The 14260-nt window shown below is 66.4% G+C and carries 13 protein-coding genes and 1 pseudogene; 5 read left to right on the top strand and 9 right to left on the bottom strand.

The window, feature by feature from the left end:
* Nucleotide 1: 1 nt before the first annotated feature.
* The 4 genes from maiA to hppD form a co-directional block, all read right to left on the bottom strand.
* Nucleotides 2-652 (bottom strand): maleylacetoacetate isomerase, encoded by a 651-nt coding sequence (maiA, locus tag SA190iCDA_RS11140; protein WP_070887007.1) that lies wholly within the window; start codon nt 650-652, stop codon nt 2-4.
* A gap of 92 nt (nt 653-744) precedes the next feature.
* Entirely contained in the window at nt 745-1731 is a 987-nt protein-coding gene (locus SA190iCDA_RS11135; RefSeq protein WP_070887008.1) for a fumarylacetoacetate hydrolase family protein, read from the bottom strand.
* Entirely contained in the window at nt 1731-2870 is a 1140-nt protein-coding gene (locus tag SA190iCDA_RS11130; protein ID WP_070887009.1) for a homogentisate 1,2-dioxygenase, read from the bottom strand. The genes SA190iCDA_RS11135 and SA190iCDA_RS11130 overlap by 1 nt, the downstream gene beginning before the upstream one ends.
* Nucleotides 2871-2874: 4 nt before the next feature.
* Entirely contained in the window at nt 2875-3969 is a 1095-nt protein-coding gene (hppD, locus tag SA190iCDA_RS11125; protein ID WP_070887010.1) for a 4-hydroxyphenylpyruvate dioxygenase, read from the bottom strand.
* Nucleotides 3970-4265: 296 nt separating this feature from the next.
* On the opposite strand from hppD, the gene SA190iCDA_RS11120 reads away from it, so the two are divergent.
* Nucleotides 4266-4874, top strand: coding sequence for a hypothetical protein (locus tag SA190iCDA_RS11120; RefSeq protein WP_070887011.1), 609 nt, complete (start codon nt 4266-4268; stop codon nt 4872-4874).
* A gap of 41 nt (nt 4875-4915) precedes the next feature.
* On the opposite strand, the gene SA190iCDA_RS11115 is transcribed toward SA190iCDA_RS11120, so the two are convergent.
* The 3 genes from SA190iCDA_RS11115 to SA190iCDA_RS11105 are packed head-to-tail and all read right to left on the bottom strand — an operon-like array spanning nt 4916 to nt 8267.
* A complete protein-coding gene (locus SA190iCDA_RS11115) occupies nt 4916-6694 on the bottom strand; it encodes an ABC transporter ATP-binding protein (protein ID WP_070887012.1) in 1779 nt (592 codons plus the stop codon).
* Nucleotides 6687-7319, bottom strand: a complete 633-nt coding sequence (locus tag SA190iCDA_RS11110) for a DsbA family protein (RefSeq protein WP_070887013.1) — start codon at nt 7317-7319, stop codon at nt 6687-6689. The genes SA190iCDA_RS11115 and SA190iCDA_RS11110 overlap by 8 nt, the downstream gene beginning before the upstream one ends.
* A 3-nt stretch (nt 7320-7322) precedes the next feature.
* Entirely contained in the window at nt 7323-8267 is a 945-nt protein-coding gene (locus tag SA190iCDA_RS11105; protein ID WP_070887014.1) for a rhodanese-related sulfurtransferase, read from the bottom strand.
* A 269-nt stretch (nt 8268-8536) separates the two neighbouring features.
* Here SA190iCDA_RS11105 and SA190iCDA_RS11100 point away from each other — a divergent pair.
* Nucleotides 8537-9552 (top strand): annotated as a pseudogene (locus tag SA190iCDA_RS11100) (zinc-dependent alcohol dehydrogenase family protein).
* 307 nt (nt 9553-9859) lie between these two features.
* Here the strand turns inward: SA190iCDA_RS11100 and SA190iCDA_RS11095 are convergent.
* Nucleotides 9860-10165 carry a BolA family protein gene (locus SA190iCDA_RS11095; protein WP_070887015.1) on the bottom strand — a complete coding sequence of 102 codons (306 nt, stop codon included), beginning with the start codon at nt 10163-10165 and terminating at the stop codon, nt 9860-9862.
* A gap of 51 nt (nt 10166-10216) precedes the next feature.
* Complete coding sequence (locus SA190iCDA_RS11090) at nt 10217-10717, bottom strand: DUF2059 domain-containing protein (RefSeq protein ID WP_070887016.1); 501 nt, start codon at nt 10715-10717, stop codon at nt 10217-10219.
* Between the two features lie 248 nt (nt 10718-10965).
* On the opposite strand from SA190iCDA_RS11090, the gene SA190iCDA_RS11085 reads away from it, so the two are divergent.
* From SA190iCDA_RS11085 to SA190iCDA_RS11075, 3 genes are read left to right on the top strand one after another with little or no spacing between them, the layout of a single operon-like run.
* Nucleotides 10966-11976 (top strand): DUF2804 domain-containing protein, encoded by a 1011-nt coding sequence (locus tag SA190iCDA_RS11085; protein ID WP_070887017.1) that lies wholly within the window; start codon nt 10966-10968, stop codon nt 11974-11976.
* A gap of 60 nt (nt 11977-12036) precedes the next feature.
* Nucleotides 12037-13431, top strand: coding sequence for a class II fumarate hydratase (locus tag SA190iCDA_RS11080; RefSeq protein WP_070887018.1), 1395 nt, complete (start codon nt 12037-12039; stop codon nt 13429-13431).
* A complete protein-coding gene (locus SA190iCDA_RS11075) occupies nt 13424-14044 on the top strand; it encodes an NAD(P)H-dependent oxidoreductase (RefSeq protein WP_070887019.1) in 621 nt (206 codons plus the stop codon). Before SA190iCDA_RS11080 ends, SA190iCDA_RS11075 begins: the two co-directional genes overlap by 8 nt.
* The last annotated feature ends 216 nt before the right edge of the window (nt 14045-14260 follow it).

Below are 14260 nucleotides of genomic sequence, written 5' to 3'. Positions count from 1 at the left end.
CTCACTGCGCGTCGGGCTGGGCATCCGGCGCGGCGTGCCGGAATGCTTCGAGGGCCTGACAACGGGCGGTCAGCGCGAGGATGCGTGGATACGCATCGAGGTCACAGTCGAAACGGCGCGCATTGTACACCTGTGGGATCAAACAGGCTTCCAGATAGCCGGGCCGCGTGCCCAGGGAAAAAGTATCGTCATACGCCGCCAGCCCCTGCTCCACCGCCGCCAGGCCTGCGGCCACCCAGTGGCGGTACCAGGCGTTCTTGGCGGCATCGTCCACGCCCAGTTCATGGCTGAGGTACTGCAGCACCCGCAGGTTGTTCAGCGGATGCACATCGCAGGCAAGGTGCAGCGCCAGGGCGCGAGCCTGGGCACGCTCGACGGGGTCGGCCGGCAGGATGGCCGGCACCGGGAAGATTTCCTCCAGGTACTCGATGATCGCCAGGGACTGGGCGATACGCGCATCGCCGTTCTCCTCGTCCACCAGCAGCGGTACCAGGCCCTGGGGATTCAGGGCCTGATAGGCTTCGCCATGCTGCTCGCCGCCATCTCGCACCAGGTGCACCGGCACCTGCTGGTAAGCCAGGCCCTTGAGGTTGAGGGCGATGCGCACCCGGTAGGCGGCGCTGGAGCGCCAGTAGCCATAGAGTTTCAACATGGCGGACTCCTATATATGACCTGGTGGGAACGGCTTCAGCCGCGATCGGGCTTGAGGCGCCGACAGCTCGCGGCTAAAGCCGCTCCTACGGGTCAGTGGGTGTCATAGCGCTCCACCACCTGGTCGATGGCACCGAAGATGCTCGCCCCGGCGCCGTCGAACATCTCGATGCGCACCCGGTCGCCGAACTTGAGAAATGGCGTCTTCGCCTCACCGCATTCGATCACTTCGAGCATGCGCCTTTCGGCCAGGCAGCTGGAGCCGGCGCTGCGGTCGTAATTGGAGACGGTGCCCGAACCGATGATGGTGCCGCTGCCCAGGGGCCGGGTGCGGGCGGCGTGGGCGACCAGAGTCGGGAAGTCGAAGGTCATGTCGGTGCCGGCATCGGGCTGGCCGAAGAGCGCGCCGTTGATATGCGACACCAGCGGCCGGTGCACCCGCCCGTCGCGCCAGCTGTCCCCCAGCTCGTCCGGGGTGACCGCCACCGGTGAGAAGCTCGACGACGGCTTGCTCTGGTAGAAACCGAAGCCCTTGGCCAATTCGCCGGGCACCAGGTTGCGTAGCGACACGTCGTTGACCAGCATCAGCAACTGGATATGCCCGGCGGCCTGGGCCGGCGTGGCGCCCATGGGCACGTCGTCGGTGATCACCGCCAACTCGGCCTCCAGGTCGATGCCCCAGGCTTCGTCACCCAGGCGAATCGGCGCCTGGGGCGCGATAAAGGAGTCCGAGCCGCCCTGGTACATCAGCGGCTCATGCCAGAAGGACTCCGGCATTTCCGCGCCGCGGGCCTTGCGCACCAGCTCGACATGGTTGACGTAGGCACTGCCATCGGCCCAGTGGTAAGCCCGTGGCAGCGGGCTGTGGCAGACGCCCTGGTCGAAATCGAAGGCCTCGGCCTCAAGGCCGTCGTTGAGGCGCTGGTACACCGCTTCCAGTTGCGGGCGCCTGCTCGCCCAGTCGTCCAGGGCGGCCTGCAGCGTCGGGGCGATCTGCGCCACGCGCACCGCGCGGGACAGGTCACGGGAGACCACCAGCAGGGCGCCATCGCGGCCATGGTTCAGCGATGCCAGTTTCATCAGGACTCCTTGCCTGGCGCGCGCCAGGAATTCACGTATTCGGCGACATCCACCGCGGCAGCGGCCTCGGTGACCTCCAGGGCGCGGCGGGTGTCGATCATCACCGCCACTTCCTCGGCGAAGGTGGCCGGGTCGGTCTGCGCCTTTTTCAGCGCCTTGGGGTGCGGACCATGGGGGAAGCCGCAGGGGTGCAGGGTGACCATGCCGGCCTCGATATTGTCGCGGCTGAAGAAGTTGCCGCGGTGGTAGAACAGCACTTCGTCGTAGTCGTCGTTGTTGTGGAAGAACGGCACCTTGAGCGCGCCGGGGTCGGACTCCACCGGCCGCGGCGTGAAGGTGCAGACCACGAAGCCCTTGGCCACGAAGGTGGTGTGCACCGAGGGCGGCAGGTGGTAACGGTGGCTCATCAGCGGGCGGATGTCGCGCCAGTTCACCCTTACCACGGTGTTGTCGCCGTGCCAGCCCACTGCATCCAGGGGGTTGTAGGGATAGGTGACGGTGCTGATCCGGCCCTGCCGCTTGATGCGGATCTGCCAGGTGTTTTCGTCCTGCTGGGCCTTGAAGGCGTCATCGATATGGGGGTGGTCGAGCACCGCCGGGTCGAAGATCGCCTGGCCGCCGAGCAGGCCCTTGTCTGGCAGCTGATAGGCACCATCGGTGTTCTCGACCAGCAGGAAATGGCTGGGTACCGTGGGTTCTAGGCGCCAGGCGGTGCCGCGGGGAATCACCAGATAATCGCCATCGCGGTATTCCAGGTGGCCGAAGTCGCAGTAGAAATGCCCGGCACCATCGTGCACGAACAGCAACTCGTCGCCGTCGCTGTTGCGCACCAGGTGGGGCATGGCGCTGGCGGTCTTCCACACGCGCAGGCGAATGTCGGCATTGTGCAGGGTCAACGGCGCCTCGAACGGGCAGTCGTGCTCGCTGGGAATCCGGTTGAAGTTGAAGGCGTGGGGCCGCAGCGGCCCCTGCCAGTCGACCCAGCCGGTGGGCGGATGCTTGTGGTGCAGGTGCGTCACCGGGCCGAAGAAGCCCTCGCGGCCCATTTCCCGCTCGTAGGTGTCGGCGGGAAAATCGCAGTGGGCCTGGCGCGAGTGCTCGCCTTCACGCAGGGGAAAGCTGATCCATTTGCGGCTCATGGCCTCACTCCTCGCTGATCACACCGCGACGCAGCTGGTCTTCTTCGATGGACTCGAACAGCGCCTTGAAATTGCCCTCGCCAAAACCCTGGTTGCCCTTGCGCTGGATGATCTCGAAGAAGATCGGGCCGATCACCGTGTTGGTGAAGATCTGCAGCAGGATGCCGTCATCGCCGGGGGCACCGTCGATCAGCAGGTTCAGTTCGCGCAGCACGCCCAGCGGCTCGCCATGGCCGGCCACGCGCTGATCGACCTTCTCGTAGTAGGTGTCCGGGGTGCTCATGAACGACACGCCGTTGGCCTGCAGCTGGCGCACCGTGGCATAGATGTCGTCGGTGGCCAGGGCGATGTGCTGGATGCCCTCGCCGTGGTACTCGCGGATGAATTCCTCGATCTGCGACTTGTCGTCTGCCGACTCGTTGATCGGGATGCGGATCTTGCCGCACGGCGCGGTCATGGCCCGGGACAGCAGGCCGGTGAGTTTGCCCTCGATATCGAAATAGCGGATCTCGCGAAAGCCGGCGATGCGCTCGTAGAAGCCGGACCAGACGTCCATCTGCCCGCGCTTGACGTTGTGGGTCAAGTGATCGATGCATTGCAGGCCCACGGCGTTGTCATTGGCCGCGCGGCCCTCGATGAACTCGAAGTCGACGTCGTAGATGCTCTGCTCGCCGCTCTCGTTGGGATAACGGTCGACCAGGTACAACAACGAGCCGCCGATGCCCTCGACGCAGGGAATGTTCAACTCGCCGAAGTTGGCGTGGCTGCCCACCAGGGTGGCGCCCTGCTCCTTCACGTAGGCCGCGGCCTGGGCGGCATTCCTGACCCGAAACGCCATGGCGCAGGCACTGGGCCCGTGTTTTTCGGCGAAGGCATGCACGTGCCCGGTCGGGCTGCCATTGAGCACGAAGTTGACGTCGTGCTGCTGGAACAGCCACACCTGCTTGCTGCGGTGCCTGGCGGTCTCGGTAAAGCCCATGGCGGTGAACAGCTGGCGCAGCTGCTCGATGCCTTCGGGCGTCGGCGCGGTGAATTCGACGAACTCGAAACCGTTGGTACCGATGGGGTTGTGCTGTTCGATTCTGGACACGGCGTTCATGGGGGTCGTCCTCGTTGTCGTTATGCCGCCATGACAATTGAGACACCGCCCCCGAGCAAGGCCGCCTGGCTCGTCCAAGGCAGGCGCTGCGCCTGCCAATGGCAAGGCTTCGATACATGGCGGCGCAGCGGGCGGCCAAGCGCTGCGCGCGCACCTGTCGATTGGCCAGATGCGTAAACCTTTCTTTACAACCTGGTCGATTAGCCTGCCGACAGGATGATGGCGATGCGCGGGCAGATCGATGAAAACACTGCCAGAATGACAGCATCCATCAGCGCCATGACAATGAGGCCGCCATGAGCAGTGAAACGCCTACCGAAGCCGAGAGCGCACCCGCCGCATTCGACCTGGCGCCCACCAGTGACGAGGAGCGCCTGGCCAGGCTGGAAAAGGCCAACCGCCTCAACCGCATCCTGATCTTCGCCCTGGCCCTGCTGCTGTTCATCATCCTCTCCAGCCTGGCCACCTCGGCGGTGGTGAAGATGCTTGCCGACGAGCCACCGCCCTTCGACCCGGAGGCCTTTGCGGCGCTGCAGCACCATGCCGAGGAACTGGAAAAGCAGGTAACCGCCCTGAAGGAAGATCAGAAGCGCCAGGACGCCCTGCTGAAACTGGCCGCCACGCCACCGCCGCCGCCTCCTGCGGCCGCGGTGGCACCGGCGGCGCCGCCCGCCCAGGACATAGCCGCCCTGAAGCTGATGGGCCGCACTCTGCTCGGCCAGGAACAGAGCTACCAGCAAAGCCTGCAGGCGCTGAAGAATGGCATGCGCGACCTGGCGGACATGATCCCCGGCTCGCGCAGTTGGCTGGACGACTACAACCAGGAAATCGACAAGGCGGTCAGCGCCAGCGTGCAACGCACCAAGGCGATCCAGCTGTGGGGCAGCAAGCTGCCCCACGAGTAGCAATAGCCTGCGCGCCTGGGTTGCACGCAGGCCGCGCTTGCTCAGTGCTGCAGGTTGCCGTAGAGCTTGGCGTACAGCCCGCCCTCGGCGATCAGCTGGCGGTGGTCACCGTCTTCGGCGACGCTGCCGCCATCGAACACCAGCACCCGATCGGCCTGTTTCACGGCGCTCAGGCGGTGGGCGATGATCAGCGTGGTGCGGCCATCGAGGAACTGCCCCAGCGCCTGGTGCAGGGCGTATTCGGTGGCGGCGTCCAGGGCCGAGGTGGCCTCGTCGAGAATCACCACCCTGGGGTCGGCCAGCACCATGCGGGCAATGGCCAGGCGTTGCCGCTGACCGCCGGACAGCCGCACGCCGGAGCGCCCGACCAGGGTATCCAGGCCTTGCGGCAGTTGGCGAACCGTCTCTGCCAGCTGGGCGATGGTCAGCGCCTGCCAGCAGGCTTCGTCGCTGCGCTCGCGACCCATGCACAGGTTGGCGCGCACCGTGTCGTTGAACAGCGCCGGGTGCTGCAGCACCACCGCCACGTGCTCGCGAATGGCCGGCAGGCCGATCTGCTCCTGGCTGCTGTCGCCATAGCGGATCACCCCGGCCTGGGGCGTATACAGCCCCAGCAGCAGCTGCACCAGGGTACTCTTGCCGCCGCCGCTGGCGCCGACGATGGCAACCTTCTCGCCTGGCGCGATGGACAGGTTGAGGCCGGTCAGCACCGGCTCCTCGCCGTAGGAAAAGGTCAGGTCGCGGATTTCGATGCCAACGGTATCACGATCCTTGAAGGGATCGGCGCCACCGATGTAATCCGGCTCGTCACGCCGCGCCAGCAACTCGTTGATGCGGGTCAGCGCACCGCCGGCGGCATAGAAGGCGTACTGCAGATTGAGCAGTTGCTCGACCGGGCCGATCATGAACCACAGGTAGCTGAACACCGCGAGCATCTGGCCGATGGACAGGTCGGAGAACAGCACGGTAAGCATCGCCGCAGCCCGGAATACGTCGATGCCGAACTGGAACAGCAGGCCGCTGGCGCGATTCGAGGCGTCGGTCTTCCACTGCGAGGCCACGGCGTAGTCGCGCACCTCACGGGCCCGCCCGCCGAGGCGACCAAGAAAGTAGCCCTGGCGGTTGCCGGCACGCACTTCCTGGATCGAATCGAGGGTCTCGGTCAGCGCCTGGGTGAAGCGCGAGGTGCTGTCGTTCTCGAGCTTCTTCAGGTGCTTGACGCGCTTGCCCAACTGCACCGTGGCGTAGATCACCAGCGGGTTGAACAGCAGGATCAACAGCGCCAGCTTCCAGTGCATCCACAGCAGGATCGCCGAAGTGCCGGCCAGGGTCAGCACGCCGACCAGAAAACGGCTCAGGGTTTCGCCGATGAATTTGTCCAGGGTGTCGAGATCGGTGACCAGGTGGGTGGTCACGGTGCCGCCGCCGAGGCTTTCGTACTCGGCCAGGGAAATGCGCTTGAGTCGCTCGATCAGGCGGATACGAATGCGGTAGACGATGTCCTTGGCGAGCCGCGCGAACAGCCGCGCCTGCACCACGTTGAACAGCAGCGCGGCGCCGCGTAGCAGGAAGGTCAGCCCCAGCATCAGCAGGATATAGCCCACAGCGCCCTGCCAGGCCGCGGGCAGGAAGTTGTCCATCACCTGCAGCGCGGTATTGCCGTCGCCGAGCAGCACCTCGTCGACCAGCAGCGGCAGCAACAGGGGAATCGGCACGCTGCACAGGGTGGCCAGCACGGCGACCAGGTTGGCGAGGATCAACGCACGCTTGTGGCGCAGGGCCAGGCGACGGATTTCCGCCCAGCTCAGGCGATCAACCATCGACGGCGTGCTCAAGCCAGCGGCCGAGCAGTGGCGCCAGGGCATCGAGCGGCTGGTAGCCATTGGTGAGCAGTGCCAGGCGCCCGCCCTTCTCGGCCAGCAGCGTCGGGAAGCCGGCGATGCCCAGATCCTGCACCCAGGTGAAATCGGCCGCGGTGGCGCGGTGCTGGGCCTCGCTGTCGAAGGCCTCGGCGAATTCGATCCGCGGAATGCCGACGTCTTCGGCCAGCGTCACCAGGGTCGAGGCCAGGGTCACGTCGGCGCCCTGCTGGTAGAAGGCCTGCTGGATGCGTTGCGCCATGGGCCAGGCGCTCGGCGCATCGAGGTTGCGCACGGTGACCACCGCACGGCAGGCTGCCTCGGTGTCGTAGCGCATGCCCAGGGGCAAGCCGGCGTCGAAGTTGAACAGTTGGCCGGTGCTGGCGTTGACCGCCTGCCAATAGCCCAGGTAACGCACCCGCGCCGCCGCGTCGATGGCCACCTGATCACGGCGCAAGCCGCCGAGCACCAGTTGCATGGGCACGCCGCGCTCGGCGGCCTGGGCGGCCAGCGCCTCGACCACCGGCGCGAAGCCCCAGCACCAGGAACACATCGGGTCCATCACGTAGAGCAGGCGCGCGTCCATGGCTCAGGCCTCGTTTTTCTGACGGGGATTGTTGCCCAGAGGATGGGGCTGATTACGCGCTTTCGCCAGTTCGATCTGCCGCTGACGTTCACGGGCGCCCTCGCGGGTCTTCTCCGGCAGCGAGTCCCAGCAGTGCGGGCAGCTGACCCCGGGGGTGAAGAATTCCGAGGCGCGGTCCTCGACCGACACCGGTGTGCGGCAGGCGTGGCACTGGTCGTAATCGCCCTCGCTGAGGTCGTGGCGCACGGTCACCCGATTGTCGAAAACGAAGCAGTCGCCCTGCCACTTGGTCTCTTCCTGGGACACTTCCTCGAGGTATTTGAGGATGCCGCCCTTGAGGTGATAGACCTCCTCGAAGCCCTCGCTGAGCATGTAGCTGGAGGCCTTCTCGCAGCGGATGCCGCCGGTGCAGAACATCGCCACCTTCTTGTGCCTGGCGGGATCGAAGTGCTCGCGGATGTAGTCCGGGAATTCGCGGAAGGACTTGGTCCTGGGGTCGATGGCGCCCTGAAAGGTGCCGATCGACACCTCGTAGTCGTTGCGCGTGTCGATCAGCAGCACCTCGGGGTCACTGATCAGCGCGTTCCAGTCCTTGGGCTCCACGTAGGTGCCAACCCGCTGGTTGGGGTCGACGCCCGGCACGCCGAGGGTGACGATCTCCTTCTTCAGCTTGACCTTGGTGCGGTAGAACGGCTGCTCGGCGCAGTACGATTCCTTGTGGTCGACGTCGGCCAGGCGCGGGTCGCGGGCGAACCAGGCGAACAGCCCGTCGATGCCTTGGCGGCTGCCGGACACGGTGCCGTTGATGCCCTCTTCGGCGAGCAGCAGGGTGCCCTTGATGCCGTTGGCCAGCAGGGTGTCGAGCAGGGGTTGGCGCAGCGCCTCGTAGTCCGGCAGGGACACGAACTTGTAGAGCGCGGCGACGACGATGGTGGTGGTGTCGGTCATTGCAGATGTCCTTCAGTAGTCGCCCTCGCAAAGGGCGGACTGGGTACGAAATCCAGGCCGTTTCGGCAACGCAGCGCACTGCCCGGTGGCGTCGCCTGGGCATGGGGTGAGGTGCAGTGGAGAAATGGGCCGTGCAGTTTACTGGTCTTGGCCGCCCAGGTGTAGTGCGCGCCGCCGGAACGCCCTGTGATGGGTACTGTCGAGAAGGAATGGCGGCCTCACGCGCGGCCATCGATCACGCCTATTGGCTGCTACAGGAGGAACTGCCCATGAAAGCCGTCGTCGTGCGTACACCCGCAGGCCTGAACAACATCGACGTGGTCGATATCGCCGACCCCGGCCAGCCCGGCCCCGGCCAGATTCGCGTTGCCCTGCACGCCAGTTCGCTGAATTTCCATGACCTGCTGGTGGCCAATGGCGGTAGCCCCCACCGCTGATGGCCGGGTGCTGATGGCCGACGGCGCCGGGATGGTCGAGGCCGTGGGCGAAGGGGTCGGCGAGTTCCAGGTGGGCGATCATGTGGTGTCGGGCTTCTTTCCGCAGTGGCCGGACGGCGACCCGGGCGCGCCGGTCAGCCATTTCGCCGGCACCCCGGGCGATGGCATCGACGGCTTCGCGGCCCAGTATGCGGTGCGCGCGGCCAGCGCTTTCACCCATGCCCCGCGTGGCTGGAAGCCATGCCGAGGCGGCGACCATCACCACGGCGGGCCTGACCGCCTGGCGGGCGCTGGTCGTCGATGGCGGGCTGAAGGCCGGTGACAGCGTGCTGGTGCTGGGCAGCGGCGGCGTGTCCATCGCCGCCCTGCAGATAGCCAGGATGATGGGCGCCTCGGTGATCGCCACCTCCTCGTCCGACGAAAAGCTCGAGCGCCTGCGCCAACTGGGCGCCGATCACACCATCAATTACCGGCAGACGCCGGACTGGGGCAAGCGCGTGCTGGAGCTGACCGATGGCCGCGGCGTGGACCAGGTGGTCGAAGTGGGCGGCCCGGGCACCCTGGCGCAATCGATCACGGCGGTACGCGTGGGCGGTCATATCGCCCTGATCGGCGTACTGACCGGGCGTCAGGGCGAGGTGCCGACTGCCCTGCTGATGGCCAAGCAGGTACGCCTGCAGGGGCTGATCGTCGGCAGCCGTCGCCACCAGCAGGACTATGTCCGCGCGCTGGAGCAGTCCGGCGTGCGGCCGATCCTCGATCAGAGCTTCCCACTGGAAAAGCTGGCAGACGCCTTCCGCCTGCAGGAAAGCGGCCGCCATTTCGGCAAGATCGTGGTCGAGTGGTAAGCGGCGCTGCAGCACCGTAATTCATGAGCTACAAGCAGAAAACAGCCAGCCGGCACTGGCTGTTGGATGCTTTGGTGGGTCGTGAAACGTGACCCACCTTACTGGAGCGCGGCCGGCAGGAGTGTGGGAACGTGCGGGGACGCCCGGTCCATGCGCGCGAATCGCGGGCGCGGCCCGCTTCCACGGCGATGACGATAAGCCGCAACGTAGCCTGGGTCGAGCGAAGCGATACCCAGGACTGCGCTTGAACCGATTTCGCCAGCGGCGATTAAGGCGCGGGCGCCCTACCCCGCAGAAATCGTGAGGCTCACTGGTCGTGCTTGCTGCCGCCCCGGCAGGTCGGCGAATCCGGCGCAGCGCCCTGCAGGGCCCACTCCTGGGGAGTGTAGGTATGCAAGGCCAACGCATGCACCTGGCCCATCAGCTCGCCCAGCACGCCATAGACCTTCTGATGGCGCTTGACGGCATTCAGGCCGTCGAACTGCGGGCTGACGATCACCGCCTTGTAATGGGTTTCCAGGCCACGGCTGTGCATGTGGCTTTCGTCCAGCACCTCGAGGTGCTCGGGCTGCAGGCCGACAAAGGCGTTACGCAGCTGGTCGATCTTGGGCATTGCGGGCTCCGGGGAAGGCTGTGGCCGGCACCAGGCCGGCCACGTCGGGTATCAGGGCTTCTTGGCGCCCAGTTCGTTGCCCATGTCGCTGAGCAGCTTGTTGACCGCCGGTACGGCGCTTTCCAGCTTGGCCTGGGTGATCTGTGCGGACTGGGCGGTGAGCGCCGGCATCTGCTTGAGCACCTTCTGGCCCAGGGGCGACTGGTAGAAGGCGATCAGGTCCTTGAGCTCCTGCTCGCTGAAGTTGCTGGTGTACAGCTTGACCATGTCCGGCTTGAGCTTGTCCCAGCCGACCGCCTTGTCCAGCTCGGCGTTGGCCTTGGCCTGGTAGCTTTCCAGCACGGCCTTCTTGCTCTCCGGCGCCTTGGTTTCGGCGAAGCGCTGGGCGAACATCTGCTGCACCTGGGCGTAAACCGGAACAGCCAGCTTGTCGGCGTTGGCGAGCTGCAGGAAGCGCTCGGCATCGGCGGCATGGCTGCGGGCATCGGCCAGCACCTGGGTGCTGCCGACGGCCATCAGAGCGGCAATGCAGAGCGCGGGGATACGGGACATCGGGGTACTCCTGATCACGAGGGTGAGGTGCTTTGACCGACAGCGGCGCATTTTGTGCCCCGGCGCCGCGCCTCTCAAGCCTTTTCGCAAGGGCCGCGGGCCAATTCTGCGCCCATCGACGGTCATCAACTGGCGCGAAATGTCTACTGGCGCACCCTTGCCACGCAGTTCAAACTGCCAGTACTTGCCCGCCACGCCGGACAGCTGCATGCTCGGTGGCTCTCTTCATGCACACATGGACGTGCCCAATGAATAGCCCCTTGGCTCCCTCACCGCCGATCCCGCTGTGCGACGCACGCGGGCGACTCAACCCCGAGGCCGTCGGCTGGTCGTCGCAGCCGCGGGTCGACTGCTCGCTGCCGGGCAACCTGGGGCGTCGCAAGCGCTGGAATCACTGGAACATCTGCACCCCGGACTGGACGCTGTCGCTGATCCAGGCCGATCTCGACTACGTCGGCTATGGCGCCGCCTACTTTCTCGACCTGGGCAGCGGCCACCATGTAGCCCTCAACCAGCTCAGCCTGCTCGCCCGCGGCTGCCACCTGCCGGACACGCCTCAGGGTGGTCACGCCTTCGAGCACTCGCGCCTGCAGCTGCATTTCAACGAGTACCCCGGCCGCGTGCGGCTGACCGCCACCTCACCGAATATCGGCGGCCAGCCCCTGCACCTGGCCCTGGACATCCAGCGCCCCGCTCACCTGGAATCGGTGAACCTGGTGGTGCCGTTCGGCAACAAGGGCTTTCATGCCACCTGCCGCCAGGTGGGCCTGCCCGTCACCGGCAGCGTGCACCTGGGCGCCAGGGACTATGAGTGCGCCAGTGGCCATAGCTTCGCCTCCATGGACTTCGGCCGCGGCGTCTGGCCGCTGTACAGCCAATGGACGCGCGCGGTGTTCGCCGCGCCCGGCGGCATCGGCGGCAACTTCGGCAGCGGCTGGACCGAGCACAGCGGGCTGACGGAAAACGCCCTGTGGTTCGGCGGTGCCTTGCTGCATCTGGAGCAGGCCGTGCAGATCAGCCAGACGCGCCAGGCGCACCTGGCGCCCTGGCAGCTGTGCACCGAGGACGGCCAGGTCGAGCTCACCTTCACCCCACGCCAGGCCCATGTCGCCAGACCGCGCCTCGGCCTGGGCCTGCTGTATGCCGACACCCATGAGTGGTTCGGCCAGTACGACGGCCTGCTGCGCAATGCCCTGGGCGAGCGGGTGCCGGTACGCGCCGCCCAGGGTTGGATAGGCACGAGCCGAACGCGCTGGTAGTTGGAACGTGTCGCCGCCGGCGCAGCCTAACGAGCTTGAACAGCGACGGAGAGTCCCGCAATGAGCCGCACCGAAACCGACAGCATCGGCCCCATCGAAGTCCCTGAAGATGCCTACTGGGGCGCCCAGACCCAGCGTTCGCGGATCAATTTCGCGATTGGCGAGGAGCGCATGCCGCTGGCGGTGGTGCATGCCCTGGCGCTGATTAAGAAAGCCGCCGCGCGTATCAACGACCGCATCGGCGACCTGCCCCAGGACATCGCCCGGCTGATCGAGCAGGCCGCCGACGAGGTGATCGCCGGCCAGCACGACGCGCAGTTCCCCCTGGTGGTCTGGCAGACCGGCAGCGGCACCCAGAGCAACATGAACGTCAACGAGGTGATCGCCGGGCGCGCCAACGAGCTCGCCGGCAACCCGCCGGGCGGCAAGCGCCCGGTGCACCCCAACGATCACGTCAACCGGGCGCAGAGTTCCAACGACTGCTTCCCCACCGCCATGCATATCGCCGCCGCCGGCGCCGTGCAGCGCGACCTGCTGCCGGCCATCGCCGAGCTGTCCGAAGCCCTGGCCGACCAGGCCGCGCGCCACAACCGCCTGGTGAAGACCGGCCGCACCCACATGATGGATGCCACGCCGATCACCTTCGGCCAGGAGCTGTCGGCGTTCGTCGCCCAGCTGGAGATGGCCCAGCAGGCGATTCGCGCCACCCTGCCGGCGGTCTGCGAACTGGCCCAGGGCGGCACGGCGGTGGGCACCGGCCTGAATTCGCCGCCCGGCTTCGGCGAGGCGATTGCCGCGGAACTGGCGGCCCTCAGTGGCCTGCCGCTGAAGAGCGCCCCGAACAAGTTCGCCGCCCTCGCCGGCCACGAGCCGCTGACCGCGCTGTCCGGCGCCCTGAAGACCCTGGCCGTGGCGCTGATGAAGATCGCCAACGACCTGCGCCTGCTCGGCTCCGGGCCACGCGGCGGCCTGGCCGAAGTGCGCTTGCCGGCCAACGAGCCGGGCAGCTCGATCATGCCCGGCAAGGTCAACCCGACCCAGTGCGAGGCGTTGTCGATGCTCGCCTGCCAGGTGATGGGCAATGACGTGACCATCGGTTTCGCGGCGAGCCAGGGCCATCTGCAGCTCAACGTCTACAAGCCGGTGATCATCCATAACGTGCTGCAATCGATCCGCCTGCTGGCCGATGGCTGCCGCAATTTCCGCGAGCACTGCGTGCTGGGCCTGGAGCCCGACGCCCCGCGCATGGCCGAACACCTGGAACGCGGTCTGATGCTGGTCACCGCGCTGAACCCGCATATCGGCTACGACAACGCCGCGGAAATCGCCAAGAAGGCCTACAACGAGGGCACCACCCTGCGCGAGGCGGCGCTGGCGCTGGGCCACCTGACTGGAGAGCAGTTCGACGCCTGGGTGCGCCCGGAAACCATGCTGGAGGCCGGCCAACATGACTGACGGCGCCAAGAGCGGCGCCACCCCGCTGGAGGGTGATGGCAAGCGGATCCTGATGATCATCGGCTCGCCGAAAAGCGACAGCCTCTGCCACTCCCTGGCCGAGGCCTACGCCCTGGGCGCACGCACCGAGGGCCATGTGGTGCGGCAGATGCGCCTGAGCGAGATGAGCTTCGATCCGGTGCTGCACGAGGGCTACAGCCAGAGCCAGGCCCTGGAGCCGGACCTGCTCGAGGCGCAGCGCCAGATCCACTGGGCCCAGCATCTGGTGTTCGTCTACCCGGTCTGGTGGGGCGGCCTGCCGGCCCAGCTCAAGGGCTTTTTCGACCGGGTGCTGCTGCCCGGCTTCGCCTTCAAGTACCGCAGCGACTCGCAGCGCTGGGACAAGCTGCTCGGCGGTCGCAGCGCCGATCTGCTGGTCACCCTCGACACGCCGCGCTGGTACTTTCACTGGATCTACGGCGCGCCGGCCCATCGTCAGATGAAGCGCACCATCCTCGGCTTCTGCGGCATCAAAACACACCGCCTGGAGACGTTCTCGCCAGTGCGCCCGTCCTCGGAAAGCCAGCGGCAGAACTGGATACGGCGTGCCGAATTGCTCGGGAGTCGGGTTTGATTAGAATCTGTTCGCGATCTTTTTAGGCGACATCAAAGAGGCTCCTACAAGGCAGAAGCGGACATTGAGCTTCAAGCCGCAAGCCTCAAGCGGCAAGAACAAGAGAGCGCACTGCGGACTGCTTTTAACCTGTAGCTTGGAGCTTGCAGCTTGCGGCTGCTTCCGCCACCTTGCAGCCCGCCCCTTTCTACAGCTGGTTCGTACGCACGCATTCGT

The organism is Pseudomonas argentinensis (assembly GCF_001839655.2).
Classification (GTDB): Bacteria; Pseudomonadota; Gammaproteobacteria; order Pseudomonadales; family Pseudomonadaceae; genus Aquipseudomonas; species Aquipseudomonas argentinensis_B.
This window is presented reverse-complemented; position numbering and strand designations above follow the sequence as displayed.